Below are 25,624 nucleotides of genomic sequence, written 5' to 3'. Positions count from 1 at the left end.
TTTTCACAGAAGAAGGAACCCGATGAAGATACTCATGCTGCACGGCATTAACCACAACATGTTCGGCAAGCGCGACCCGGTCCAGTACGGCACCATCACACTTGACGAGATCAATGCCACCCTCATGGCGCTGGGCCGGGAGCTCGGCGCGAGCATTGAACATTTCCAGACCAACAGCGAGAGCGCCATGTGCGAGCGCATCCACCAGGGCTTCACGGACGGCGTCGATGCCGTCCTGATCAACGCCGGCGCCTGGACCCACTACAGCTACGGGATTCGGGATGCACTGGCCATCCTCACGGTGCCCATTGTTGAAATCCATATGTCCAATATCCATGCCCGGGAGCAGTTCAGGCACCACTCGGTCTTCGCTGAAATCGTCAAGGGCCAGATCTGCGGATTTGGCGTCGACAGCTACACACTGGGCTTGCGCGCGGCGGTGTCGGCCGCGCAGGCCGCCCGACGGACGGCTTGAACCCGATCGTCGCGAGGTCTACGATGCGTCGATCCATTGCCACCGTGTCGCTGTCGGGCATGCTGAGGGAGAAGCTGCAGGCCGCGGCGGCCGCGCGGTTTGACGGTGTCGAGATATTCGAGAACGATTTGCTGCAGTTTCCGGGTTCGCCGCGCGATGTGCGCCGCATCGCCGAGGACCTGGGCCTCTCGATCGACATGTTCCAGCCCTTCCGCGATTTCGACGGCGTGCCCCCGGCGCAGTTGCTGCGTAACCTGGATCGCGCGGAGCGCAAATTCGACGTCATGCAGGAACTCGGTGCGCCGCTGATACTGGTGTGCACCAACGCCCAGTCCGATGCGTCGGGGGATGTCGAAATCCTGGCTGAGCAGATGCACCAGCTCGCCGAGAGGGCGGGGCGGCGCGGCCTGCGGGTCGGGTATGAGGCGCTCGCCTGGGCGCCGCAGATCAACCGCTTCGGCCAGGCCTGGCAGGTCGTGCAGCGCGCCAACCATCCGCACCTGGGGCTTGCCCTGGACAGCTTCCACACGCTGGCCCTGCGCGATGACCCCCTGCCGATCGCACAGATCCCGGGAGACAAGATCTTTTACGTGCAGCTGGCCGATGCGCCCTGGGTCAAGCTCGATGTTCTCAGCCACAGCCGCCACTACCGCTGTTTTCCGGGGCAGGGCGAGTTCGAGATGGCGAAGTTCACGGCCGCGGTGCTCGATGCCGGCTATACAGGCCCGCTATCGCTCGAAATTTTCAACGACGAATTCCGCGCCGCGCCGGCGCGCGCGACCGCAGCCGACGCGATGCGCTCGCTGCTCTGGCTCGAGGAACAGATGCGGGACGTGGCCTCGCTGAAGACCGGGAAGTCCCATGGCGAAAGCCGCAGGGTCTCGCTGTTTGATCCACCGCCGCCGCCGGTCCTGCGCGGCTGGTCTTTTGTCGAATTTGCGGTCGACGCCGGTAGCGCGGCACGGCTCGCCCAGTTTTTGCAGGCCATAGGGTTTCGGCGCATCGGCAAACACCGCTCCAAGGCGGTCGATCTTTATGGCCAGGGCGAGGTGAGGGTGGTGCTCAACCTCGAGGAAGACTCTTTCGCGCGCGCCTATTTTGAAGCCCACGGGGTGTCGGCCTGCGCCACCGCGCTGGCGACCGACGATGCGCTGGCGGCGCTCAGCCGCGCCGAGGCGTTCGGTTGCACGCGTGTGGCCGGCCGGGTGGGCCAGAACGAGCTGACGATTCCGGCGGTGCGCGCGCCCGACGGGAGCCTGCTTTACTTCTTTGACGTGCACGCAGGCGGCGAACATGGCTTCGAAGCCGATTTCATCATCGACAACGCGCCGTCCGCCGGCACCGCCTTTGGCGAGGGCGCGCGCATCGACCACCTGGTCCAGGTGCTTCCAACCGGTCAGGTCGAGCCCTGGACCCTGTTCTATCGCGCGGTCCTGGGCTTGAAACCCGGGTCCAGCACCGTCATGCACGATCCCTACGGCATCATCCGCAACCGTGTCATGGAGTCCTCGGGCCGGGAGGTCCGGTATGCGCTCAATGTCTCGGAGCGTGAGAACACGTCCACCGCCAGGACGGTCTCGCAGTTCGGCGGCGCGGGTGTCCAGCAGATCGCAATCTCCGTGGGCGACCTCGTGGCCGCCATGCGCAGGCTCAAGGCGCAGGGCGCAAGCCTGCTTGCCGTTCCCGGAAATTACTACGATGACCTGGCAGCGAAATACGACCTGGACCCGGCGCTGCTCGCGTCCATGCGGGAGCTCGGCATCATGTACGACCGGGATGCCGACGGTGAATTTTTCCAGGCGTATACGACACCATTTGACGGCCGTTTTTTCTTCAGCATGATTGAGCGCTGCGGCAATTACCAGCAGTACGGCATTGCCAACGCCCCCGTGCACCTGGGTGCGCTGGCGCAATGGCGGGACGCCGCCGCCTGAAGACGCGTCTGCCTGCCACCCGACAATATTCCATCGTTTCCACCAGGACCATCAAGAAGGCTTTCATGATCAGCGGCAAGACCACCTTCATCGCCCACATCGGATTTCCCACGCATTCGTTCAAGGCGCCGATGATCTACAACCCCTACTTCGAGCAGGTAGGCATTGACGCGGTCGTCGTGCCCATGGGATGCCGCTCCGAAAACTACGCGGCCTTCCTGAAGTCAGTCTTCACGCTCGAAAACATCGGCGGCGCGCTGATCACCATGCCCCACAAGGTGAGCACGGTCGGATTGCTCGACGAGGTTTCGCCGACAGCGCTGATCGCCGGTTCGTGCAACGCGGTTCGCCGTGGTGCCGACGGCCGCCTGCAGGGCGATATGTTTGACGGGGAAGGATTTGTGCGCGGCATCCAGCGCAAGGGCCTGAACCTGCCCGGCAAGCGGGTGCTGGTGGTGGGCAGCGGCGGCGTCGGTTCGGCGATTGCGGCCTCACTGGCCGCAGCCGGCATTGAAGCGATCAGCCTTTTTGACGTCAATGCCGCGTCCGCTGAAGCGCTGGCCGGCCGGCTCAAAAAGCATTACCCCAAGCTGGGCGTGAGCACTGGGTCCAACGATCCCGCCGGCTACGACCTGGTCGTCAATGCCACGCCCATGGGGATGGAGGAGGGCGATCCCCTGCCGATGGACGTCTCACGCATCGCACCCAACACTTTTGTGGGCGAGGTGGTCATGCGCAGCGAAACCACCGCCTTCCTGAAGGCGGCGATCGCGCGCGGATGCCAGGTTCAGGTGGGAACGGACATGTTGTTCGAGCAGATCCCGGCGTACCTGGAGTTTTTCGGCCTGCCCACTACAACACCGGAGATTCTGCGTTCGGTCGCGACAATCAGGTATTGAATGGGCGCCAGTTTCCTGCCGAGGGGCCTGCTGCTTCGGCATGGGCGAAAAAAAAGCCTCCGTCAGGAGGCTTTTTGATGCGGAACCCGGCTGTCACCAGAGATGACACCAGCAATCACCTGTAAGTGACCACTATCGCTGTTTTCCGCTTGAATTGGTGCCGGAGAGATGAATCGAACACCCGACCTTCTCATTACGAATGAGCTGCTCTACCGACTGAGCTACACCGGCTTATTCTGAAATACAGCCTGCGATTATAGCCCGGAGTGGTAGGAGGTTACTCTTTCGACCTCATTTTTGGATCCCAGCATGACGCTGACCCGCTCATGCAGCTTGCTGGGCTGCAGATCCAGGATGCGCTGTTTGCCGTTGGTGGCGGCGCCGCCGGCCTGCTCGATCAGCCAGCTCATGGGGTTGGCTTCGTACATCAGGCGCAGCTTGCCGGCCTTTTCGGGTTCGCGTTTGTCCCAGGGGTACATAAACACGCCGCCGCGGGTCAGGATGCGGTGCACGTCGGCCACCATGGAGGCGATCCAGCGCATGTTGAAGTCCTTGCCGCGCGGGCCGTCCTTGCCCTGCAGGCATTCGTCGATGTAGCGTTTCACCGGCGCGTCCCAGTGCCGCATATTGCTCATGTTGATGGCGAACTCTTTCGTGTCCTCGGGAATCCTGACGTTTTCCTCTGTCAGCACGAAGGAGCCTTGCTCGCGGTCCAGGGTGAACATGGCCACGCCGTCGCCCACCGTCAGCACCAGGGTGGTTTGCGGGCCGTAAATGCAGTAGCCGGCCGCGACCTGTTTGTTGCCGGCCTGCAGGAAGTCTTTTTCCTCGACGCCGGCATGGCCTTCGGGCTTTTTGAGCACGCTGAAGATGGTGCCAATGCTGACGTTGACGTCGATGTTGCTGGAGCCGTCCAGGGGATCGAACAGCAGCAGGTATTCACCCTGGGGGTAGCGGTTGGGCACCACATAAATGCTGTCCATTTCTTCGGAGGCCATGGCCGCCAGGTGGCCGCCCCATTCATTGGCTTCGATCAGCACCTCGTTGGCGATGATGTCGAGTTTTTTCTGGACTTCGCCTTGCACGTTCTCGCTGGAGGCCGTGCCCAGCACGCCGCCCAGCGCGCCTTTGTTGACGGCCTGGCTGATGCTTTTGCAGGCGCGGGCCACCACTTCCAGCAGCAGCCGCAGCTGCGACGGGATGTGGCCGTCCATGCGCTGCTGCTCCACCAGGTAGCGGGTCAGGGAGATTTTCTGGGACATGGGGGTGGCTCCGTTCGGTTAAGGGGTGGTTCGGTGGGGCGAGGCGGTCAGCCGGGCTGGCCTTGCTGTTCGCGTTCTTCAAATTCGGCGAGCGTGGCCAGGGCGCCCTCCAGCAGGTCTTCGTCGTCCTTCGTGCGCGCAATGTCCACGCGTTGCTGGAAGAGGGCGCGCGCCTCGGCGGGCCGGCCGGTTTCGTGGGCCAGCACGCCGAGCTGGAACAAGGTGTCCAGCACGATGTCGGTGTCCTGCGAGGCCTGGCCCAGCGCCAGGCGCTGTTGCAGCCAGGCCTGTGCCTGTGCGTGCTCGCCCAGCTCATAGGCATTTTGCGCCAGGTTGTTGATGAGGCCCGAGAGGCGCTCGTCCGTGCTGGAGCCGAAGGCGCTTTGGGCGTCGGCCAGCAATTGCCGGTTGTGCGCCAGTGCTTCGGCAAAGCGGCCGGCCTCGTGCAGGGCGTAGCCGATCTCTTCGCGGATGCCCAGCTTCTGGTCGATGCCCAGCGTGGCCCCTTCGTGTGCGGCCCAGTGGGACGACTGCTGAAGGTGTTCGACGGCGGTGTCGTAGTCCTCGGCCTCCAGGGCCGACTCGCCTAAGGCGTAATGCTGTTCGTAGCGTTCGGTGGGCGTGAGGCCGCCCTTGGCCGCGCGCAGGGCCAGGGCGCGCAGGCCCAGGGGCAGGCCCTCGGTATGCAGCTGGCGTTTGCGGAACACCACGAACTGCAGCCACAGCCAATCAGCCAGCTCGGCGGAGTCGGCGCCCACGCTTTCAGCCAGGGGCTCCAGCGCGGCCAGGTCGGCCGACATGCGCGAACCGCTGAACATGGCGTCGGCGTCGTACACCGTGTCGCGCAGCGGGTTGAACTTCTTCGCAAACCGCTGTGCGGGGGTACCGAATGTGAAGAGCGCCATGGCGGGTGCCGTCCGTGTTCAGTCGGCCAGTGCGCGAGAGACCACTTCGTGCGTGTCCTTGCTCAAATCGGTCTTGGCCGCGACGCGCGCAATCGCCTCGCGTGCCGCGCTGCGGTAGGGCTCGGCCAGCTTGCTCCAGCGGTCCAGGGCGCGCGCCAGGCGGGCAGCGACCTGGGGGTTGATGGCGTCGAGCTCCATCACGCGCTCGCTCCAGAACACATAACCGGCGGCATCGGCGCGGTGGAAGGCGGCCGGGTTGCCCTGGCAGTAGGTGCTGACCACGCTGCGCGCGCGGTTCGGGTTGCGCAGGCTGAAGTCAGCATGCTTCATGAGCTGCTTGACGGCGGGCAGCACATTGCCGCCGCGGTCGGGCGCGCCGGCCTGCAGGCCGAACCATTTGTCGATGACCAGGGCTTCGTCCTTGAACATGGCGTGGAACAGCGGCAGCGCCTCGCCGGCCAGGGCATGGCCGCTGGAGACCAGCGCGGCCAGCGCGTTGAAGCGGTCGGTCATGTTGCCGGCGTCCTTGAAGCGCTGCAGGGTCTTGCGCGGCCAGCCGGCATCGCCGGTGCTTTGTGCCGCCAGGCACAGATAGGTCAATGCCATGCCCGCGAGCGCGCGGCGGCCGCTGGAGACGGAGTCGGGTGTGTAGGCGCCGGTGTCGTGGTTGGCGTCGTAGGCGGCCTCCCAGTCGGCTGCGAGCGCCGTGGCCAGCTGCAGGCGCATGGCTTCGCGCACCGTGTGGATGCGCTGCGGGTCCACCACCTCGAGCTGCTCGGCCAGGTAGGTTTCGGACGGCAATGTGAGCACCAGCTCCTTGAAGGCCGCGTCCAGCGTGGGGTGGCGCAGCACCTGGCGCATGGCGTCCAGGTAGGCCTCGTCCAGCACGGCGGCGGGTGCGGCGGTCGTGGTGATGGCCGCGATGGCGCGGTTGACGGCCAGGCGCTGGCCGGCTTCCCAGCGGTTGAAGGGGTCGCTGTCGTGCGCCAGCAGGTGCAGCAGCTGGGCGTCGCTGTAGTTGAACTCGAGCACCACCGGGGCGCTGAAGCCGCGCAGGATGGAAGGCACGGGCTCGGCGTCTATGCCGGTGAAGGTGAAGCTCTCTTCGGCCTGTGTGAGCACCACGGTGCGTGTACTGGCGGGGGCCTGGCTTTCACCGGCCAGCTGCAGCGGCAGGTCCTGGCCGTCCGCGCCCAGCAGGCCCAGGCCGACCGGGATCACAAACGGCTGCTTGACGGGCTGGCCCACCGTGGGCGCGCAGCTTTGCGACAGCGTGAGGGTGTAAGTGCGGGCGTCGGCGTCGTAGCGGCCTTGCGCGCGCACGCGCGGCGTGCCGGCCTGGCTGTACCAGCGCTTGAACTGGGGCAGCAGGCGCGCCAGGTCCGACATGGGGTTGGCGTCGGCAATCGCCTGCGCGAAGTCGTCGCAGGTCACGGCCTGGCCGTCGTGGCGCTCGAAGTACAGCGTCATGCCGCGGGCAAAGCCGTCACGTCCCACCAGGGTCTGCATCATGCGCACGACCTCGGCGCCTTTTTCATAAATGGTGACGGTGTAGAAGTTGCTGATCTCGACGTAGCTGTCGGGCCGCACCGGATGCGCCATGGGGCCGGCGTCCTCGGGGAACTGGGCGGTGCGCAGCACGCGCACGTCCTCGATGCGCTTGACGGCGCGGGCCGAGGGGGAGCCGGCCAGGTCCTGGCTGAACTCCTGGTCGCGGAACACCGTGAGGCCTTCCTTCAAGCTCAGCTGGAACCAGTCGCGGCAGGTGACGCGGTTGCCGGTCCAGTTGTGGAAGTACTCGTGGCCGACCACGCTTTCGATGTTGGAAAAATCCACGTCGGTGGCGGTGGCCTGGTTGGCCAGCACGTACTTGGTGTTGAAGATGTTCAGGCCCTTGTTTTCCATGGCGCCCATGTTGAAGTCGCTGGTGGCGACGATCATGAAGCGCTCCAGGTCCAGCGGCAGGCCGAAGCGGGCCTCGTCCCAGGCGACCGAATGCATCAGCGAGGCCATGGCGTGCTCGGTCTTGTCGAGGTCGCCGGGGCGCACATAGACCTGCAGCGTGTGCTGCTTGCCGGCGCGCGAGGTGATGCGCTGCTCGCGGCTGACCAGCTGGCCCGCCACCAGGGCGAACAGGTAGCTGGGCTTTTTGTGCGGGTCCACCCATTTGGCGAAATGCCGCGCGCCGTTGGGGCCGGGCTCCAGCGGGCCCTGGTCCACCAGGTTGCCGTTGGACAGCAGCACCGGGTACTGGGCCTTGTCGGCGCGCAGGGTCACGCTGTAGCTGGCCATCACGTCGGGGCGGTCCAGGAAGTAGGTGATGCGGCGAAAGCCCTCGGCTTCGCACTGCGTGAAGAAAGAGTCGTTGCTGACGTACAGGCCCATCAGCTTGGTGTTCTTGGCCGGGCAGGTGGTGGTGAAGATTTCCAGCTCGAAGGGCGCGTCGCCCTCGGGCAGGTTTTCCAGCACCAGCCGGCTGCCTTCCATCTTGAAGGAAGTGCCCTGGCCGTTGACCAGCACGCGCGCCAGGTTGAGCTCCTCGCCGTCGAGCTTGAGCGGCTGGGGCGGCACGTCGGGATTGCGGCGCAGGCTCATCTTGTTGAGCACGCGGGTCTTGGCCGGATCCAGGTCGAAGCACAGGTCGACGGTGTCTATCCAGTAGGCGGGGGCGATGTAGTCGGCGCGGTTGACCACCGTGGGCCCTTGTCCAGATCCACGGTCATCGGGCATTTGCAACATGGCTACTTCCTCAAAAACAATCTAAAACTCAAACAATCACTCAACAAAACCCCCGGGGCCGCGCCGGCCGCCGCGGGCATCAAACGCCCTGCTTCAGCGAGGCTTCGATAAAAACGTCCAGGTCCCCGTCCAGCACTTTCTGCGTGGCCGAGACCTCGACGTTGGTGCGCAGGTCCTTGATGCGGCTGTTGTCCAGCACGTAGCTGCGGATCTGGTGGCCCCAGCCCACGTCGGTCTTGGTGTCTTCCAGCTTTTGCTGGGCTTCCTGCTGCTTGCGCAACTCGAAGTCGTACAGCCGCGAGCGCAGGCGCTTCCAGGCCACGTCGCGGTTGCTGTGCTGGCTGCGGCCGTCCTGGCACTGCACCACGATGCCGGTCGGGATGTGCGTCAGGCGCACGGCCGAGTCGGTCTTGTTGATGTGCTGGCCGCCGGCGCCGCTGGCGCGGAAGGTGTCGGTGCGCACGTCGGCGGGGTTGATCTCGATCTCGATGGAGTCGTCGATTTCGGGATAGACAAACACCGAGGCAAACGAGGTATGCCGCCCGCCCGAGGAGTCAAACGGCGACTTGCGTACCAGGCGGTGCACGCCGGTTTCGGTGCGCAGCAGGCCGAAGGCGTATTCGCCCTCGATCTTGATGGTCGCGCCCTTGATGCCGGCGGTGTCGCCGGGCGATTCGTCCTCGACCGTGGTCTTGAAGCCCTTGCGCTCGGCGTACTTGAGGTACTGGCGCAGCAGCATGCTGGCCCAGTCGCAGGCTTCGGTGCCGCCGGCGCCGGCCTGGATGTCCAGGAAGCAGGGCAGGGGATCGGCCGGGTTGTTGAACATCCGGCGGAATTCCATTTTTTCGACCTCGGCGGCGATCTTGGCGGCCTCGCCTTCAATCGTCGCCATGCCGGCGTCGTCGCCTTCGCCCTTGGACATCTCGAAGAGCTCGCTGTTGTCGGAGAGCTCAGAGCTCAGGCGGTCGATGACGTGGACCACGTCTTCCAGCGATTTTTTTTCCTTGCCGAGTTCCTGCGCGCGCTTGGGGTTGTCCCAGACTTTCGGGTCTTCCAGCGCGGCGTTGACTTCGTTCAGCTTTCGTTCTTTGGCAGGGTAGTCAAAGATACCCCCGAAGCTCGTTGACCCGGTTGCTGAGGTCCACAAGCTGGTTGCTGATGAGGTTGATGCGTTCTGCTTCCATGGTTCTTCTGTCCTGAATAAGGTGGTAGCCGCAAGAGGGCGGCTGAACCCGTCATTTTCTCACGACACAGGGACTATTGCTCCAGAAAGCCCTCAATCAGTGTTGCCAGCTGTTCCGGCTGGTCGTGGTGCAGCATGTGGCCGGCGTCCTGGATCACGGCGACACGGGCCTGGGCCACCTGTTTCAGGCGCTCGTGGTACTGGTCCAGGCTGTATTTGCCCTGCCACCAGGTGGCCAGCGAATCGTCGGAGGCCTCGACGGCCAGCGTGGGCGCGCTGATGCAGCGGTAGATCGCCAGCGCCTCGTCGACGCGGTAAAGCTGGGCGCTGGTGATCTTGTGCGCGGCCTCGCCCAGGATTTGCCATTTCCCCGCCGCATCGGGCCGTGCCCAGTGGCCGGCCAGCCAGCCCGCTTTGTCGGCCGACAGGCGCGGGTTGGTCTTCATGAGGCGGCGCGCCACGCCGTCCACGCTGTCATAGGCCTTGAGCGCGAGTTCACCGCGCTGCAGGCTTTTGAGCTCGTCCATCCATTTGGCATAACGGCCCGGCGCCTGTTCGGGCTTGCTGGGCGGCAGGCCGAAGCCTTCGAGGTTGACCAGCCGGCGTATGCGCGCCGGCCGCACGCCGGCATACAGCATGGCGACATTGCCGCCCATGCTGTGGCCGACCAGGTCCACGGGCTGCTCGCCCGCGTAATGGTCGAGCAAAAAATCCAGGTCGGCGAGGTAATCGGCAAACCAGTAGTTGTCGGCGGGGCTGCCGTCCGGGCCCGAGCCCGTGAGCCCAAAGCCGCGCCAGTCGGGTGCGATGATGGTTCGGCCTTGCACGAAGGCGTCGGACAGGGCGTCCACCATGAACTGGTAGGAAGCGGCCACGTCCATCCAGCCATGGACCAACAGCAGCGGCGGCAGCGCGGGGTTTGTGCCCGAGGGGCTTTCCCAGAGGCGGACGTGGTAACTGAGGCCGCGTATAGGGACAAACTCGCTGCGGGAAGAGCGTTTTTCTTTGTACATTGGATCCCATGATAAAGAGACATGAACCACAGCGCAGTCAACACAGGGACAAGCCGGCCGGCGCCCAATCTGACCACTACGCGGCGCTGCACGCCGGCTTTCGCTGGCAGGTGGATGAATTTTTCAACATCGCCGAGGCCTGCTGCAGCCGCTGGGCGCGCGAGCAGCCCCGGACCGCGATACGCGAGCACAAGCCGGGCGCAAAGACGGTGTTGCACAGCTTCCAGGAGCTGCAAAAGGCCGCCGATGCGCTGAGCCAGGTGTTGACGGGCCTGGGTGTGCAGCGCGGCGACCGCGTCGCCATCGTGATGCCGCAGCGCCTGGAAACCGCCGTGGCCTATATGGCGGTGTTCCAGATGGGCGCGGTGGCCATGCCGCTGTCCATGCTGTTTGGGCCCGAGGCGCTGGAATACCGGCTGCAGGACAGCGATGCCGCGGTGGCCATTTGCGATGAAAGCTCCATTGCCAGCCTCAAGGCCATTCGCGGCAACTGCCCGGCGCTGCGCACGGTGATCGCCGCCGGCAGCGCCCGGGGCCAGGGCGATATGGACTATGAAACCGCGCTGGCGGCGCAAAAAGGCGTCTTCACGGCCGCCAAGACCAAGGCCGACGAAGGCGCCATCCTGATCTACACCAGCGGCACCACGGGCCCGCCCAAGGGCGCGCTGCTGCCGCACCGCGCGCTGATAGGCAACCTGCCGGGTTTTGTCTGCAGCCACAACTGGTTTGGTTTCGACGGCAAAACGAACAAAAAATCGGACGCGGTGTTCTGGTCTCCGGCGGACTGGGCATGGACTGGAGGCTTGATGGATGCCTTGTTGCCCAGCCTTTATTTCGGCCGGCCCATCGTCGCTTTTAACGGGCGCTTCAGCCCTGAGCTGGCCTTCAGCCTGATGGCGGAGCAGGGTGTGACGCACACCTTTTTGTTCCCCACGGCCCTCAAGGCCATGATGAAGGCTTACCCCCGGCCCGGGCAGCACTTCAAGTTGACATTGCAAGCCATGATGAGCGCAGGCGAGGCTGTGGGCGATGCGGTGTTTGCCTACTGCCAGGAGCAGTTGGGCGTGACCGTCAATGAAATGTTCGGCCAGACCGAAATCAACTACGTCGTGGGCAACTGCAGCCGCTTCTGGCCCGCCCGGCCGGGCAGCATGGGCAAAGGCTACCCGGGCCACCGCGTCGCGGTGATAGACGATGAGGGCCATGAATGCCCGGTGGGCGTGCCGGGCGATGTCTCGGTGAACCGTTATGACGTGCACGGCGATCCCGACCCTATCTTTTTCCTGGGTTACTGGAAAAAAGAAGAGGCCACCCGCAACAAGTTCACCGGCGACTGGTGCCGCACCGGCGACCTGGCGCGCCGCGATGCCGAGGGCTACCTCTGGTACGAGGGCCGCGCCGACGACGTGTTCAAGGCCGCGGGCTACCGCATAGGCCCCGGCGAGATCGAGAACTGCCTGGTCAAGCACGCGGCCGTCGCCAACGCGGCCGTGGTGCCCAAGCCCGACCGCGAACGCGGCGCCGTCGTCAAGGCCTATGTGGTGATCGCGCCCGACCAGGTCGCGGCCCGCGCGGCGCATCCGGGCGGTGCGGCCGGGTTTGACGAAGAGCTCACCGCCAGGCTGCAGGCGCATGTCAAAACCATGCTGGCGCCTTACGAGTACCCCAAGGAGATTGAATTCATAGATGCGCTGCCCATGACGACCACGGGAAAGGTGCAAAGGCGCGTGTTGCGGCTGCAGGAAGAAGCGCGGTTCAAGGCGCAGTCGCCGGCCTGACGCAGGCATAAAAAAAGCACCCGAAGGTGCTTTTTTTATGAGTGAAGCCTGTGCTCAGCGTGCGGCAACTTGTTCGGCTACGTAGATCTCAACGCGGCGATTCTTGTCGCGACCTTGTTGCGTGCTGTTGTCAGCCACAGGCTCGCGCGAACCGCGGCCGTCGGTCACGATGCGGGTGCGGGCCACGCCGCGGCTGACCAGGTAGTCGCGGGCCGCGTCGGCGCGGTCCACCGACAGCGGGTTGTTGATGGCGTCGGAGCCGGTGTTGTCGGTGTGGCCGATGATGGTGACCGTCGTGACCGGGTTCTGGTTCAGGCTGGTCGCGAACTGGTTCAGGATGGGCGCGAAGTTGGGCTTGATGGCCGAGCGGCCCACGTCAAACGAGACGTCGCTGGGGATGTCCAGCTTCAGGCGGTTGTCGGTGGTCTGGCTCACGGCCACACCGGTGCCCACGGTGGCGCGTTCCATCGCGGCTTTTTGTTCCTGCATCTTCTTGGACCAGATGTAGCCGCCGCCCGCGCCGACCGCACCGCCCAGCACCGCGCCAGTGGCCGCGCCCTTGGAGCCGCCGGTGGCCGCGCCCAGCAGCGCGCCCGCGACCGCGCCTATGCCGGCGCCCTTGGCCGTGTCGGACTGGGTTTCCGTCATGTTGGCGCAGCCGGAAAGCATGGCGGCGGCCAGGACGGCGCAGCTCAGGGAAGTGGTGGTCAGTTTGTTCATGGAAATTCTCCTCGGGAAAAATTGGGTGATGTCGTTATTGAAATGTGTTGATGAATTCAGTTCAGGATTCAACCACGCAGGGATTAAATCGCCGGTCTGTGAATACTAGGCAGGCAATTGGTGAGCAGTTGTAAGACAAGGGCCCGAGTTGGGGCCGCCAGCACGCCGTCTTCAGAGCCCTTAAACTAGCCGCTTTGTGAACTTCGTCACACTCGCTTCTCATTGGCGCAACAACGCTTTTCGTCGTCTTTTCTCCTCAACCCGCAAATCCCATGAATAAAGTTCAACTCGGCTCCAGCGACCTGCATGTGACCCCTGTCTGCCTGGGCACCATGACCTTTGGCGAACAGGTGGATGAAAAAACCTCGCACGCCATCCTGGACCGCTCGCTGGCGCGCGGCGTCAATTTCCTGGACACGGCCGAGATGTATTCGGTGCCGGCGCGCGCCGAGACTTTCGGGGCCACCGAAACCATCATCGGCAACTGGTTCGCCAAAAACCCGTCGGCGCGCGCCAAGGTGCTGGTGGCCAGCAAGGTGGCCGGCCCTTCGCGCGGCATGCCCTGGGTGCGCGAAGGCAGCGGCATGACGGCCAAGGACATCGTGGCTTCCTGCGACGCCAGCTTGAAGCGCCTGCAGACGGACGTCATCGACCTGTACCAGATCCATTGGCCCGAGCGCCATGTGCCGGCCTTCGGCGCGCTGTATTACAACCCCGCGCAGGAACGCTCGGCCACGCCCATCCATGAACAGCTGCAGGCGCTGGCCGGCCTGGTCAAGGCGGGCAAGGTGCGCGCCATAGGCCTGTCGAACGAAACGCCTTACGGCGTGCATGAGTTCGTGCGCCTGGCCGAGCAGCACGGCCTGCCGCGCGTGGCCTCGGTGCAGAACCCGTATTGCCTGGTCAACCGCACGGTGGAAAACGGCCTGGACGAAAGCATGCATCGGCTGGGCGTTTCGCTGCTGGCCTATTCACCGCTGGGCTTCGGCCTGCTGACGGGCAAGTACGACGAATCGGGCTTTGAAGGCGCGAAGGCGCCCAAGGAGGCGCGCATCGCCAAATTCGAGTCCACGCGCAAGCAGCGCTGGGGCCGCCCCGAGGCGCTGGCCGCCGCGCGGCGCTACAACGCGCTGGCGCGCGCCAACGGCCTGACGCCCACGCAAATGGCGCTGGCCTTTTGCTACACCAAGTGGCAGGTGGCCAGCACCATCATTGGCGTGACTTCGGTCGCGCAACTCGATGAAGACCTGGACGCCTGGGGTACCACGCTGACGCCCGAAGTGCTGGCCGAGATCGACAAAATCCGCTGGGAGCTGCGGGACCCCGCGCTCTAGAGATGGCTTCCCCCCGACGCGCCTTCGGCGCCTCCCCCTCCGGGGGGCGTCCGCTGCGGCCCGGCGAAGCCGGTTCCGCGCCGACCCTTGGTGTGGAGCGACCTGGTGAGTAAGAAGGGCCACGTTAGCGAGACGCCGGCTACCCAGCTGCTGAAAGCCAGCAAGGTGGCCTTCACCGAGCACCCCTACGAGTACCTGGAGCACGGCGGCGCCCAGCACAGCGCCGAGGTGCTGGGCTTGGATCCCTTCACCGTCGTCAAGACCCTGGTCATGCAGGACCAGGACGCCAGGCCGCTGCTGGTGCTGATGCACGGCAACCGCAAGGTTTCGACCAAAAACCTGGCGCGGCAGATAGGCGCCAAGTCGGTGGAGCCCTGCAAGCCCGAGGTCGCCAACCGGCACAGCGGCTACCTGGTGGGCGGCACCTCGCCCTTCGGCACGCGCAAGGCCATGCCGGTCTATATCGAGGAAAGCATCCTAGCTTTGCCTAGAATCGCCATCAACGGCGGGCGCCGCGGTTACCTGGTCGGGCTGGACCCGCAGGTCTGTGTCACATTGCTCGGTGCAAAATCGGTGAACTGCGCGCTGAGCCTGGACAATGCTGCCGGCTACGGCTGAGCGCGGGCCTACAGGCCGGCCGCCACCATACATAAAGAGGGACACATGATTTACGCATACGCAATAGTCGCCACGCTGCTGGCCTACCTGCTCGGCTCGCTGTCCTTCGCGGTCATCGTCAGCAAGCTCATGGGCCTGAGCGACCCCCGAAGCTACGGCAGCAAAAACCCGGGCGCCACCAATGTGCTGCGCTCGGGCAGCAAGCCGGCTGCCATTGCCACCCTGCTGCTGGACGGCCTCAAGGGCTGGCTGCCGGTGGTGCTGGTGAAATGGTTTGGCGCCGACTACGGCCTGGGCGACGGCACGATGGCTGCCGTCGGCTTCGCGGCTTTCCTCGGGCACCTGTACCCGGTGTTCTTCCAGTTCAAGGGCGGCAAGGGCGTGGCGACGGCGGCGGGCGTGCTGCTGGGCGTGAGCTGGGTGCTGGGCCTGGCGACGCTGGCGACCTGGGTGATCATCGCCTTTTTCTCGCGCTACTCCTCGCTGGCGTCCCTGGTCTCGGCGGCCTTCGCGCCCCTGTATTACCTGTTCGGCGACCGGGAGGCCTGGTATGTCGACAAGGCCATGCTGCTGGTGATGTTCGCCATCAGCGCGCTGCTGGTGTACCGCCACCGCGAGAACATCAACAAGCTGCTCAAGGGCACGGAGTCGAAACTGGGAAGCGGCAAGAAAGCCTGAGCCGGCGCGATCCTTGTTCCGGCTAGAAGCGCCGGGTCAAGACCATTTCTTCATTGGTGCGGTTCATCTGGAAGCGCGTGAGGAAGCTGTTGCCCAGCAGGATAAAAGGCATCTCGCGCGCCGCCACCACGGCCGGCACGTTAAACACCTCCACATCCCCCACACGCACCGAGGCGAGCGAGGTCTGCCAGCCGATGATGGGGCCGTTGGCCGTGGTCAGCTGTACGGGCCGGCCCGATTTGTAGTCAATGCCCATGCGTTCGGCATCGGCCAGCGACATGGACACGGCGCTGGCACCGGTGTCGACCAGGAACTGGGCCATCTTGCCGTTGATCTGGCCCTGTGTCATGAAGTGGCCGCCGCTGCCCGCCGTCAGCACGATGCGGGTGCCCTGTCCGGCCTGCGTGCCCGGGCCGCCGCCGGCGCCCACACTCATGGGCGCTTCGCCGATGCGCAGCGCATGGCGCTTGCCGCCCAGCTCCACCACCGCCTGGTCGCCCGCGGTGGAGACCACCTTGACGCCCTGGTGGGTTTCCCCTGGCGCCACCGTCTTGGGCGGGCCGCCGTCGACAATCAGCAAGGCCTTGTTTCCCAGCATGCCGGCCAGGCCCACGGTCTGGGCCTGTGCTGCGCCTTGCAGCAGGGCAAACACCAGCAGCAGCGGTGCCGTGCACGCGGTGGCAAGCCTGGGGGTCATATGTTCAATCTCTGAAGTTGTTAAAACTCAGCGGAAAGTCGCTGATTTCTGCGCGGATCATGGCCATGGCTGTCTGCAGGTCGTCGCGCTTGGCGCCGGTCACGCGTACCGCGTCGCCCTGGATGGAGGCCTGCACCTTGACCTTGCTGCCTTTGATGAGCTGCTGGATTTTTTTGGCCTGCTCGGCTTCGATGCCGTTGCGCACCTTGGACACTTGCTTGACCTTGTCGCCGCCGATTTTTTCGGCCTTGCCGATATCGAGGAAGCGGATGTCCACGCCGGCTTTGGTGAGCTTGTTGCGCAGGATGTCGTTGATCTGGTCGAGCTGGAAGTCGCTGTCGCCGATCAGCGTGATGTCCTTGTCCTTGAGCTCGATGGAGGCGGAGGTGCCCTTGAAGTCGAAGCGCGTGGTGATTTCCTTGCCGGTGTTTTCCACGGCGTTTTTGACCTTGACCAGATCGGCTTCAAGAACGGTGTCGAAAGAGGGCATGGTGCGAGTCTTTATGAGGGGGAGGGGGGCGGTTAGGGGCGTCGGGGTGAGACAATCCCCCGGATGTTAGTCGAGAAAAACGTTCCGCTCCAGCATTCCAACAGCTTTGGCATCGTGGCCAAGGCCCTGAGCCTGGTCCGGGTGGCCGATGAAGCCGATATCGCCGCCGTGCTGCGGGATACGGCCCTGAAGGCCGCGCCCAAGTTTGTGCTGGGCGGCGGCAGCAACATCGTGCTGACCGGCGACGTCAAGCCGCTGGTGCTCAAGGTCGAGATCATGGGCAAACGGCTGCTGCGCGAAGACGCCAAATCCTGGATCATCGAGGCTGGCGCCGGTGAAAACTGGCACGACCTGGTCAGCTGGACCTTAAAAAACGGCTATCCCGGCCTGGAAAACCTGGCCCTGATTCCGGGCACGGTGGGCGCGTCGCCGGTGCAGAACATAGGCGCCTACGGCGTGGAGCTGCAGGACCGCTTTGAATCGCTGGACGCCATCGACCTGACGACAGGCCAGGCTTTTTCCCTCAATGCCGCGCAATGCGCCTTCGGCTACCGCGATTCGGTGTTCAAGCATAGCAGCGCGGCCCCCGCGCCGGGCGGCCATGGCTTTGGCCTGGAAGGCAAGGCCGTCATCACCCGGGTGCGCCTGGCCCTGCCCAAAGCCTGGAAGCCTGTGCTGGGCTATGCCGACATCGAGAAAAAGATGCAGCAGCTGGGTGTGCAGGCGCCCGATGCGATGCAGATTTACGAATGGATTTGCGAGATCCGCAAGGCCAAGCTGCCCGACCCCAAGGTCATAGGTAATGCCGGCAGCTTTTTCAAGAACCCCACGGTGTCGCCCGAGCAGTGCGCCGACATCATCCAGCGCGAACCCAAGATTGTTCACTACCACCTGGCCGACGGCGCGGTGAAGCTGGCCGCGGGCTGGCTGATAGACGCCTGCGGCTGGAAAGGCAAATCCATAGGCAATGCCGGCGTCTACGAAAAACAGGCGCTGGTGCTGGTCAACCGCGGCGGCACGGCCGACCCGGTCACGGGCGGCGAGGTCATGACGCTGGCAAAAGCCATCCAGACCAGTGTCTATGAACGCTTCGGCATCCTGCTGGAGCCTGAACCGGTGGTGGTCTGACGATGGCGCGGCTAGGCAAGGTTTACAGGGGGCCCGAAGTATCGCCCTGGCGCCGGTTGATGCTAAGGCATTCGCGTTCCACGGCCGCCATGCTGGCCTTCGCCTGGGTTGGCTTGATGCTGGGTGCGATATTCGCGGGCTGGCGGCCGCCGGGCTGGACCATGACCACGATTTCCGTGCTCTTCGTCCTCATGCTGGCCGCCGGCATCTGGGCCGCCCGCGAGCGCAGCCGGCTGGTCCGTGAAACGCCGCTGCCCCGCTTCCTCAGGCGCAAGCTGATGGACAGCTACCCACACCTGAGCCTGCGCGATGCCGAACTCGTGGAGCGCGGGCTGCGGCAGTTTTTTATCGCCTGCCAGCGCAGCAACAAACGTTTTGTCGCCATGCCCTCGCAGGTGGTGGACAGCATGTGGCACGAGTTCATTTTGCACACCTCGGCCTACCGCGAGTGGTGTGACCTGGTGATAGGGCGCTTCATCGACCATGTGCCGGCCGAGGTGCTGGGCCGCAAAGCCTCGACCAACGACGGCCTGCGCCGCGCCTGGTTCTGGGCCTGCCGCGACGAATCCATCAACCCCAAGCAGCCCAGCCGGCTGCCGCTGCTGTTCGCGCTGGACGCCAAGTTCGCGATTCCCGGCGGGTTTGTCTACCTGGCCGATTGCAAAGGGGTGCGCCGCGACGACGGGCAGGCGCAGGCCTATTGCGGCGAAAGCTTTTCGGACGGCAGCTACAGCGGCGATGCCGACGGGTTTGGCGGCAGCCAGTCCTCGAGCAGCAGCGACTCCAGCGGCGGCGGGGATTCTGATGGCAGCAGCGGATGCAGTTCGGGTTGTGGCTCGGGTTGCGGTGGGGGCGGCGACTAGCGCGCAGGCATCTATCGCGGGCTTTCGCCTCAAGGCTTTCTGAGCTCGGGCGCGTAACCTTTGACGACCTGGGTAGCTGCGCTGACTGCCCGGCGCATGTTTCTGGCCCTGGCGTGTGTGGCCGGGGCGGCGCCAAAACGGGTCTCGCAATAGAGCTCCACCGCGTAGCCCAACCAGCGGCGTACCAGTTCCGGCTGGCCCGGCGCGGCTGCGACGTATTCCCGCACCGACTGGCCGGACAGGCTTTTATGGCCGGCCTCCCTCAAGCAGAGCTTGATGGCCTGCGCCGACAGGCGCATCGACAGCATGGGACGGACAGGGGCCAGCAGCCAGGCGGCGAAATGCAGCAGCTCAATGCCCAGCCAGTAACGCCAGCGATAGATCAGCCAGGCCAGCAACAACGCCAGCAACAACGCCACCAGCGAAGCGATGGCATTCGCTGTTTTTTCGATCGGGGAGGGACTGCCGCCCGAACCGGACTTGCCGGGCTGGGGTTGCGGCTCTCCCGGTATCTCCCCCAGGTCGAGCAGTTTTTCGAGAAGGTCTTTTTGCCATTGCGGCATGGCCGGGTCCTTGAGTGCCGGACGCATTTTCCTCAGCATCTCCTGCCAGCGACTCTGCCAGCTTTGGCTTCTTGCCGTGTCATGGCCTTCGCCTGCCATGCCGCCCGGGGCGTCTCCTGGACCGACGGTTTTGCCCGCGTCTTGCCTCTGCCCCGTTCCGGCTTCGCCCGGGGGCTTGCCGGCGGGCTGGCCCAGCAGGCCTGAAGCATCGCCCGCGGGAGGGATAAAGCCGAAACCGAGCACCGGCGGGCGCGGCACGAAGAAAAACAGCAGCGCGGCGATCAGCGCCGTGGCCGCGACAAAGCCCAGGTTCATGCCCAGCCGCCTCGCGTGTCCGATTGCCCTGGACGGCGCGTAGTCCCAGGTCAAGGCCAGCCCGGCGAATATCCAGGCCGGGCCCAGGTAGAGCCACAGAGTCCAGTTGGCCGCGTGATGGGTCGCCGCCATGAAGCTCACGGTGAAACAGGTCGTCAGGCACAGATAGAGATCACGCCGGGTATGCATGGAAGGTGCGCGCGCGGCCATGACCAGCAGCAGCAGCACGCAGACCCAGCGCAGCATCGAGTACATGAAAAGCGCGGGAAAAATGGCCAGCACCACGGCAACGGCCGTCATCACCCTGCTGAGACCTTTGCCCGCGGGAGCGGCCCTGCCAGGTATCAAGGAGCCGCCCGCAAAACCCAGCGCGGCCCAGGCGACCCAAAACAGGCTTTCAGCCTGGAAATGGCCATATCGCCTGTCCAGGTAGGAAAAGCCGACGGCCACGCATAAATAACAAAGCCCGGTGAAAGCGACAATCAGGCGACTGGAGAGCCCGTCCTCCGCGGTTCGCGCCGTTGCAACGGCGGCTGTTGAGATTGGCAGTGCCGGCATCAGGGTTGCCCCGGGTACTGTGAAATGACCTGGAAACCGGCTTGCGCCAGCGCTTGGGCCAAGGCCGGTGCGAGTGCCAGGTCGCCGATCGCTTGTGCTGGGTGGGTCGCGATGTACACGGTCACTGGGCAGCGTCCGAGTTCGACGGCCGAGAACTCGCGCAGCAACAGGGAAGCCGCCCAGCGTGGGCTGACCACTACCAGCAGCTGGGAACCTTCCGAGAGGCGGCCTTGAAGCCGGCCCAGCGCTTCGCGAAGCGGCAGGCTGTCGGGCATCGCGCCGGCAAGCGCGCGGTGGATGGCCCGGGTATCCCGTAGCGGTTCGGCCTGCTGTGGCAGATAGACGCGCAGGCGCGCGCCCGCTTCCTCGGCCGCCTCGCACAGGCCGGCAACCACGCGCAAAGCTTGTTCAGTGGGGGCATCGGGGCGCGCCAGTTCGTTGCTGGAGGGAATATCCGTCACCACATGCAGCAACGGCGAGCCGCTTTGTTGAAATTGCTGGATCACCAGCTCGCCGGAACGTGCGGAAGCCCGCCAGTTGACGCGCCCAAGGGGCTCGCCGGCCACATAGTGGCGCAGGTTGCCGAGTTCGAACGATTGCCCCAGGCGGCGCGTAACCTGGTTGCCAACGGGATCGTGCGCGGCGCTCAGGTCCGCGGGCAAGAACACCTGCTCGGCCTTGGGCAGCACCAGCACAGCGACGCCCTGCAGGGCAATGGTGCGACGGGCAATCACCAGCCCCAGCGGGAAGCCGCTGGCGAGCACCACCTTGGCCAGGCGGTAGTCGCCGCGGCATGGGAAGATGATCTGGTGGCCCAGCGCGCTTCGCTGGCGCGCGCGTATGAGCGCTAGCGTATGGCTCAGCACGATGGTTCTCGGGCCCCATTGCCAGTGCGTTTCCACATCCACCATAAAAGCCGGCCACCATGCCCGGCGCTCGATCAGTAATTGCACACCGCAGGCTTGGCCCTCGACGGCTTCCGAGCTGCCGCTCGCGAACACCTGCATGGACCTCAGCGACAGCCAGGGCAGGAGCAGTCCCAGGGCGCTCAGCGTGGCGAGAAACAGGAACATGCCGAACACCGTCGGGTCGTGCCGGTTTAGCGCCGACAGCAGCAGCACGCCGCTCAATGCCAGCAATACGCGTGATTTGCTGAGCCAGCGTTCCATGGTGGCTGCTTATTGCGGCGTTCGCAGGGAGGCCAGGATTTCCTGGATCAGCGCGGCTGGGGGCTTGGCCTGTGCACCCTGCGTCTGCACGATGATGCGGTGCGCCAGCACAGGTACGGCCAGTTCCCGCACGATGGCCGGATCGACGTAGGCTAGGCCTCGTATGCAGCTCAGCGCGCGCGCCATGCGGGCCAGCCCCAGCGTTCCGCGCGGACTGGCGCCGAAGCGGATGCCGGGATGCTTGCGCGTGGCCGCCACGATGGCGGTGATGTACTGCGAGATCTCCGGAGAAATCAGTGTGTTTTTGGCATTGGCCACCAAGTGGGCGAATTCCACCGGCCGGCAAACTGCCGCGAGGTGGGAAATCGGATGCTCGAACTGCTGGGTGGCTATCAAGCTGGTTTCCACTTCGGGGCTGGGGTAGCCCAGCGACAGGCGAATCAGGAAGCGGTCGAGCTGTGCTTCGGGCAGCGGATAGGTGCCCGCCATGTCGATCGGGTTCTGCGTGGCCAGCACCAGGAAGGGCTCGGGCAGGCGCAGCGTCTGGCCGTCCAGGGTGATCTGCCCCTCTTCCATGCATTCCAGCAAGGCCGACTGCGCGCGCGGATTGGCGCGATTGATCTCATCGGCGAGCACCACATTGGAAAACGCCGGCCCGGGCCGCAGGGCGAAACTGCCGTCCTTGGGGTTGTAGACAGGGCCCCCGACGATGTCCGAGGGCATCAGGTCGGCCGTGAACTGGATGCGGCGAAACTCCAGCCCGATGGAAATGGCCAGGGCCCTGGCGAGCATGGTCTTGCCCAGCCCCGGGACATCTTCAATCAGCAGGTGGCCGCCGGCAATGGCTGCGGCCAGCGCGAGCTCCACGCCCTGGTGCTTGCCCTGTAGCACCTTCTCGATGTTCTGCACGATGCGCTGCGCAAACCGGGCTGCGTCCGGTGCCGTCCAGCGCTCGATGGTCATTTGATCCATGGTCTACTCCCTTGACGCGGCAGTGTAGCCGAGTGCCTGGCGGAACCTGCGCCGCTCGCGCGCATGAAAAAGCCGCCCTAAGGCGGCTTTGTTGCGGCGTCTTGGTGTTTACTCGCCGGTTTTTCCCAGCTGCGGGATGGCCGCGCCGGGCTCCAGCGATAGCAGGCCGGAGCGCGTGTAAATGCCCAGCTTGTCGCGCGTGTCGACGATGTCCAGATTGCGCATGGTCAGCTGGCCAATACGGTCAGCCGGCGAGAAGGGCGCGTCCTCGACTTTTTCCATGCTCAGGCGCTCGGGCTTGTAGGTCAGGTTGCTGGAGACCGTGTTCAGGATGGAATAGTCGTTGCCGCGGCGCAGCTCGACGGTGACTTCGCCGGTGATGGCGCTGGCCACCCAGCGCTGGGCGGTTTCGCGCAGCATGATGGCTTGGGGGTCGAACCAGCGGCCCTGGTAGAGCAGGCGGCCCAGCTTGCGGCCGTTGTCGCGGTATTGTTCGATGGTGTCTTCGTTGTGGATGCCGGTGACCAGGCGCTCGTAGGCGATGAACAGTAATGCCAGGCCCGGGGCTTCGTAGATGCCGCGGCTCTTGGCCTCGATGATGCGGTTTTCGATCTGGTCGCTCATGCCCAGGCCGTGGCGCCCGCCTATGCGGTTGGCTTCCAGGATCAGCTCGACCATGCTGCTGAAGGTCTTGCCGTTCAGCGCGACAGGGCGGCCTTCTTCAAAGCGCACGGTGACTTCCTCGCGCTTGACCTCGACTTCGTCTTTCCAGAAAGCCACGCCCATGATGGGGTTGACGATCTTCATGCCGGTGGCGAGTTCTTCCAGGTCCTTGGCCTCGTGCGTGGCACCCAACATGTTGGAGTCGGTCGAATAGGCTTTTTCTGCCGACATCTTGTAGCCGAAGCCGGCCTTGGTCATAAAGGCCGACATTTCGGCGCGGCCGCCGAGTTCGTCGATGAAAAGCTGGTCCAGCCAGGGTTTGTAGATCTTCAGGCCCGGGTTGGTCAGCAGGCCGTAGCGGTAAAAACGCTCGATGTCGTTGCCCTTGAAGGTGCTGCCGTCGCCCCAGATGTTGACGTCGTCTTCCTTCATGGCCGATACCAGCATGGTGCCGGTCACGGCGCGGCCCAGCGGCGTGGTGTTGAAGTAGGTCACGCCCGCGGTGGTGATGTGGAAGGCGCCGCTTTGCAGGGCGGCAATGCCCTCGGCCGCCAGCTGGCTGCGGCAGTCGATCAGCCGGGCTTTTTCGGCGCCGTACTGCATGGCCTTGCGCGGGATTTCGTCGTAATCGGGCTCGTCGGGCTGGCCCAGGTTGGCGGTGTAGGCGTAGGGAATCGCGCCCTTGAGCTTCATCCAGTGCAAGGCGGCGCTGGTGTCGAGTCCGCCCGAAAAGGCGATGCCGACTTTCTGGCCGGCGGGAAGGTTCTGGAGTATGGTGGCCATGGGGGTTTCCTGGAAGGCGTGGGAGGGATCAGCCGAAGTGGCAGATGTAGTGGTAAGCCGCTTCGCCGGCGGCGACGCGGATCTCGAATTTGGCGTTGCCGGGGACGCTGAATTTTTCGCCGGCCGAGGATTTGACCCAGCTGTCGCTGCCGGCCAGCTTGTATTCGCAGGCGCCGGCCACGCATTCCATGACCTCGGGCGCGCCGGTGTTGAAGGTGAGGGTGGCCGGCAGGATCACGCCCACCGATTTTTTGCTGCCGTCGGCGAAGGTGATGCCGTGGCTCACGCATTTGCCGTCAAAGTACACATTGGCCTGGGTGCTGACACTGACGTTGTCGATTTTTTCGGTGGGCATGAGGAGGGCTGAAAAGAGGGCGAAAGGTAGAAAAAAGGCGATGAAAGCGCCGCGTATCGCGGTCCGGCGCCAAAAACCCCTGATTTTAGGTCACGGCGGGCCTTGGGGCCGTGCCGGCCTTGAATCCACCCGGCCCTCTATCGCGTACCCCCATGAATAACCCAGAATGTTGTCCATGAAAGCACAAAGCCCGGATCTTCAATTGATTGCGCTGATAGAGCGTGTGGCCGGGGCCGATGAGAAGGCCCTGCGCGAGCTGTACGACTTGAGCTCGTCCAAGCTGTACGGCGTCGCGGTGCGCGTGGTGGGCAAGCGCGAATGGGCTGAAGACGTGTTGCAGGAGGCGTTTTTGACCATCTGGCGTATTGCCGGCGACTACAAGGCCAGCCTCTCGCCGCCCATGGCCTGGTTGGGGCTGATTGTGAGAAGCCGCGGCCTGGATTTTTTGCGCCGCCGCGCTTCCGACCGGGCCGACCTGATGCAGGAGCTGGACGATGTGCTCACCGACACCGTGGCGGGCGACTCGCCCAACCCCATGGACACCACCCAGGCCAGCGAGCAGGCCTGGGCCCTGCACCAGTGCCTGGGCCGGCTGGAACAAAAACAGCGTGAAGTGGTGAGCCTGGCCTATTTGCGCGACCTGAGCCACAGCGAGCTGGCCGAGCAGTTAAAACTTCCTTTGGGTACCGTGAAAACATGGATACGCCGGGGACTTGAGCAACTGCGCGGTTGCATGGCGAGGTTTGCATGAACATCCAGAACAACCCCGCCCTGATGGAGCAGCTCGCGGCCAGCTATGCGCTGGGCACTTTGCGTGGCGGCGCGCGCCGTCGTTTTGAGGCGCTGGCGCGCGACAACGCCACCTTGCGCGCCGCGGCACTGGTCTGGCAAAGCCGGCTGGCTTCCGTGGCCGAACTGCAGCCGCAGGCGGCGCCCAGCCCGGCGGTCTGGACGCGTATTGAAAACCTCGTCAGGGCCGACAAGGAGGCGCGCGCCATGCAGGCCGCGCGCGGTGCCGCGCCGGCGGCGGGCGGCTGGTGGGCCAGCCTGGGTTTGTGGCGCGGCATGAGTGCGGCGGGCGCGCTGGCGGCGGTGCTGGCCGTTGTGGTCGGGCTCAATGTGAACTCGCGGCTCAGCGGGCAGGTCGGCGAGCTGTCGGCCAGATTGACGGCCACGCCGGAAATTGAATACGTGGCCGTGTTGACCGACGACAAGGCCTCGGCCTCGCTGCTGGTAACTTTTGACCCGAAAAACAAGACGCTGGTGCTCAAACGCGTGGGCGGCTTTCGGGAACAAGCCGACAAATCGCTGGAGCTGTGGGCCCTGCCGCCCGGCGCGGCGCCCAAATCGCTGGGTGTGCTCAATGCCGACCCGGTGGTTCGCCTGGCTGCCGCGGGTACCGACATGCGGCAGGTGCCGACGCTGGCAATCACACTGGAGCCCAAGGGCGGCGTGCCGCCGGGCAGCGGGCCGACCGGGCCGGTGCTTTTCAAGGGCGCACTCCTGGAAACGCCGAAGTGAGGGTCATTC

At 64.8% G+C, this 25,624-nt stretch carries 24 protein-coding genes and 1 tRNA gene; 11 read left to right on the top strand and 14 right to left on the bottom strand.

Features of this window, described 5'->3' with window-relative positions; genetic code table 11:
- The first annotated feature begins 22 nt into the window (after positions 1–22).
- The 3 genes from aroQ (at position 23) to BLQ85_RS07720 (ending at position 3,308) form a co-directional block, all read left to right on the top strand.
- Positions 23–475 carry a type II 3-dehydroquinate dehydratase gene (aroQ, locus tag BLQ85_RS07730; protein WP_074575717.1) on the top strand — a complete coding sequence of 151 codons (453 nt, stop codon included), beginning with the start codon at positions 23–25 and terminating at the stop codon, positions 473–475.
- 23 nt (positions 476–498) lie between these two features.
- Positions 499–2,409 carry a bifunctional sugar phosphate isomerase/epimerase/4-hydroxyphenylpyruvate dioxygenase family protein gene (locus tag BLQ85_RS07725; RefSeq protein ID WP_074575716.1) on the top strand — a complete coding sequence of 637 codons (1,911 nt, stop codon included), beginning with the start codon at positions 499–501 and terminating at the stop codon, positions 2,407–2,409.
- A gap of 65 nt (positions 2,410–2,474) precedes the next feature.
- The gene (locus BLQ85_RS07720) at positions 2,475–3,308 is read left to right on the top strand and encodes a shikimate dehydrogenase family protein (protein WP_074575870.1); all 834 of its coding nucleotides are present in this window, start codon (positions 2,475–2,477) and stop codon (positions 3,306–3,308) included.
- 155 nt (positions 3,309–3,463) lie between these two features.
- On the opposite strand, the gene BLQ85_RS07715 is transcribed toward BLQ85_RS07720, so the two are convergent.
- From BLQ85_RS07715 to BLQ85_RS07690, 6 genes are all read right to left on the bottom strand, one after another.
- Positions 3,464–3,539 (bottom strand) — tRNA-Thr (locus BLQ85_RS07715).
- 23 nt (positions 3,540–3,562) lie between these two features.
- A complete protein-coding gene (locus BLQ85_RS07710) occupies positions 3,563–4,570 on the bottom strand; it encodes a class 1 fructose-bisphosphatase (RefSeq protein ID WP_074575715.1) in 1,008 nt (335 codons plus the stop codon).
- A 47-nt stretch (positions 4,571–4,617) separates the two neighbouring features.
- On the bottom strand, positions 4,618–5,475 hold the full coding sequence (locus tag BLQ85_RS07705; RefSeq protein WP_074575714.1) for a tetratricopeptide repeat protein: 858 nt from the start codon (positions 5,473–5,475) through the stop codon (positions 4,618–4,620).
- Positions 5,476–5,493: 18 nt separating this feature from the next.
- On the bottom strand, positions 5,494–8,214 hold the full coding sequence (pepN, locus tag BLQ85_RS07700; RefSeq protein ID WP_074575713.1) for an aminopeptidase N: 2,721 nt from the start codon (positions 8,212–8,214) through the stop codon (positions 5,494–5,496).
- A 79-nt stretch (positions 8,215–8,293) separates the two neighbouring features.
- Positions 8,294–9,398, bottom strand: a protein-coding gene (gene prfB / locus BLQ85_RS07695; protein WP_139200916.1) for a peptide chain release factor 2 whose coding sequence is annotated in 2 segments (ribosomal slippage) — positions 8,294–9,316 and positions 9,318–9,398 — 1,104 coding nt in all. Because the reading frame shifts where the segments join, the coding sequence is not laid out codon by codon here.
- A gap of 73 nt (positions 9,399–9,471) precedes the next feature.
- Positions 9,472–10,410: an alpha/beta fold hydrolase gene (locus tag BLQ85_RS07690; protein ID WP_074575712.1), complete on the bottom strand. Its 939-nt coding sequence runs from the start codon at positions 10,408–10,410 to the stop codon at positions 9,472–9,474.
- Positions 10,411–10,418: 8 nt separating this feature from the next.
- Here BLQ85_RS07690 and BLQ85_RS07685 point away from each other — a divergent pair, with 8 nt between their 5' ends.
- The gene (locus BLQ85_RS07685) at positions 10,419–12,188 is read left to right on the top strand and encodes an acyl-CoA synthetase (protein WP_074575711.1); all 1,770 of its coding nucleotides are present in this window, start codon (positions 10,419–10,421) and stop codon (positions 12,186–12,188) included.
- A 54-nt stretch (positions 12,189–12,242) separates the two neighbouring features.
- Here BLQ85_RS07685 and BLQ85_RS07680 read toward each other — a convergent pair whose 3' ends face one another.
- Positions 12,243–12,908: a YiaD family glycine zipper/OmpA-like lipoprotein gene (locus BLQ85_RS07680; RefSeq protein ID WP_074575710.1), complete on the bottom strand. Its 666-nt coding sequence runs from the start codon at positions 12,906–12,908 to the stop codon at positions 12,243–12,245.
- Positions 12,909–13,180: 272 nt separating this feature from the next.
- Between BLQ85_RS07680 and BLQ85_RS07675 the strand changes: the two genes are divergently transcribed.
- The 3 genes from BLQ85_RS07675 (at position 13,181) to plsY (ending at position 15,538) form a co-directional block, all read left to right on the top strand.
- Complete coding sequence (locus BLQ85_RS07675) at positions 13,181–14,242, top strand: aldo/keto reductase (protein ID WP_074575709.1); 1,062 nt, start codon at positions 13,181–13,183, stop codon at positions 14,240–14,242.
- A gap of 105 nt (positions 14,243–14,347) precedes the next feature.
- Entirely contained in the window at positions 14,348–14,860 is a 513-nt protein-coding gene (locus BLQ85_RS07670) for an aminoacyl-tRNA deacylase (protein ID WP_074575869.1), read from the top strand.
- A gap of 45 nt (positions 14,861–14,905) precedes the next feature.
- Entirely contained in the window at positions 14,906–15,538 is a 633-nt protein-coding gene (gene plsY / locus BLQ85_RS07665) for a glycerol-3-phosphate 1-O-acyltransferase PlsY (protein ID WP_074575708.1), read from the top strand.
- 22 nt (positions 15,539–15,560) lie between these two features.
- Here plsY and BLQ85_RS07660 read toward each other — a convergent pair whose 3' ends face one another.
- On the bottom strand, positions 15,561–16,235 hold the full coding sequence (locus BLQ85_RS07660) for a retropepsin-like aspartic protease family protein (protein WP_074575707.1): 675 nt from the start codon (positions 16,233–16,235) through the stop codon (positions 15,561–15,563).
- A gap of 4 nt (positions 16,236–16,239) precedes the next feature.
- Positions 16,240–16,725 carry a YajQ family cyclic di-GMP-binding protein gene (locus BLQ85_RS07655; protein WP_074575706.1) on the bottom strand — a complete coding sequence of 162 codons (486 nt, stop codon included), beginning with the start codon at positions 16,723–16,725 and terminating at the stop codon, positions 16,240–16,242.
- A 63-nt stretch (positions 16,726–16,788) separates the two neighbouring features.
- On the opposite strand from BLQ85_RS07655, the gene murB reads away from it, so the two are divergent.
- Both murB and BLQ85_RS07645 read left to right on the top strand, forming a co-directional pair.
- Entirely contained in the window at positions 16,789–17,853 is a 1,065-nt protein-coding gene (gene murB, locus BLQ85_RS07650; RefSeq protein WP_074575705.1) for a UDP-N-acetylmuramate dehydrogenase, read from the top strand.
- Between the two features lie 59 nt (positions 17,854–17,912).
- Positions 17,913–18,716, top strand: a complete 804-nt coding sequence (locus tag BLQ85_RS07645) for a glycine-rich domain-containing protein (RefSeq protein WP_254779741.1) — start codon at positions 17,913–17,915, stop codon at positions 18,714–18,716.
- A gap of 29 nt (positions 18,717–18,745) precedes the next feature.
- Here BLQ85_RS07645 and BLQ85_RS07640 read toward each other — a convergent pair whose 3' ends face one another.
- The 5 genes from BLQ85_RS07640 to BLQ85_RS07620 all read right to left on the bottom strand — a co-directional run bounded on the left by BLQ85_RS07640 (position 18,746) and on the right by BLQ85_RS07620 (position 24,094).
- Positions 18,746–19,894 carry a hypothetical protein gene (locus BLQ85_RS07640; RefSeq protein WP_254779739.1) on the bottom strand — a complete coding sequence of 383 codons (1,149 nt, stop codon included), beginning with the start codon at positions 19,892–19,894 and terminating at the stop codon, positions 18,746–18,748.
- A gap of 257 nt (positions 19,895–20,151) precedes the next feature.
- On the bottom strand, positions 20,152–21,321 hold the full coding sequence (locus BLQ85_RS07635; RefSeq protein WP_083336772.1) for a DUF58 domain-containing protein: 1,170 nt from the start codon (positions 21,319–21,321) through the stop codon (positions 20,152–20,154).
- Positions 21,322–21,330: 9 nt separating this feature from the next.
- On the bottom strand, positions 21,331–22,293 hold the full coding sequence (locus BLQ85_RS07630) for an AAA family ATPase (RefSeq protein ID WP_074575701.1): 963 nt from the start codon (positions 22,291–22,293) through the stop codon (positions 21,331–21,333).
- A 108-nt stretch (positions 22,294–22,401) separates the two neighbouring features.
- Complete coding sequence (gene argG / locus BLQ85_RS07625) at positions 22,402–23,739, bottom strand: argininosuccinate synthase (RefSeq protein ID WP_074575700.1); 1,338 nt, start codon at positions 23,737–23,739, stop codon at positions 22,402–22,404.
- Between the two features lie 28 nt (positions 23,740–23,767).
- Positions 23,768–24,094: a pyrimidine/purine nucleoside phosphorylase gene (locus tag BLQ85_RS07620; protein ID WP_074575699.1), complete on the bottom strand. Its 327-nt coding sequence runs from the start codon at positions 24,092–24,094 to the stop codon at positions 23,768–23,770.
- Positions 24,095–24,269: 175 nt separating this feature from the next.
- Here BLQ85_RS07620 and BLQ85_RS07615 point away from each other — a divergent pair, with 175 nt between their 5' ends.
- Together BLQ85_RS07615 and BLQ85_RS07610 are read left to right on the top strand one after the other, a co-directional pair.
- Complete coding sequence (locus tag BLQ85_RS07615; RefSeq protein ID WP_074575698.1) at positions 24,270–24,845, top strand: RNA polymerase sigma factor; 576 nt, start codon at positions 24,270–24,272, stop codon at positions 24,843–24,845.
- Positions 24,842–25,615, top strand: a complete 774-nt coding sequence (locus BLQ85_RS07610; protein WP_074575697.1) for an anti-sigma factor — start codon at positions 24,842–24,844, stop codon at positions 25,613–25,615. Before BLQ85_RS07615 ends, BLQ85_RS07610 begins: the two co-directional genes overlap by 4 nt.
- The last annotated feature ends 9 nt before the right edge of the window (positions 25,616–25,624 follow it).

Origin of the sequence: Polaromonas sp. JS666, from assembly GCF_900103405.1 — a bacterium.
Classification (GTDB): Bacteria; Pseudomonadota; Gammaproteobacteria; order Burkholderiales; family Burkholderiaceae_C; genus Polaromonas.
Note: the sequence above shows the minus strand (reverse complement) of the source record. Positions and strands in the feature narration are given on the sequence as shown.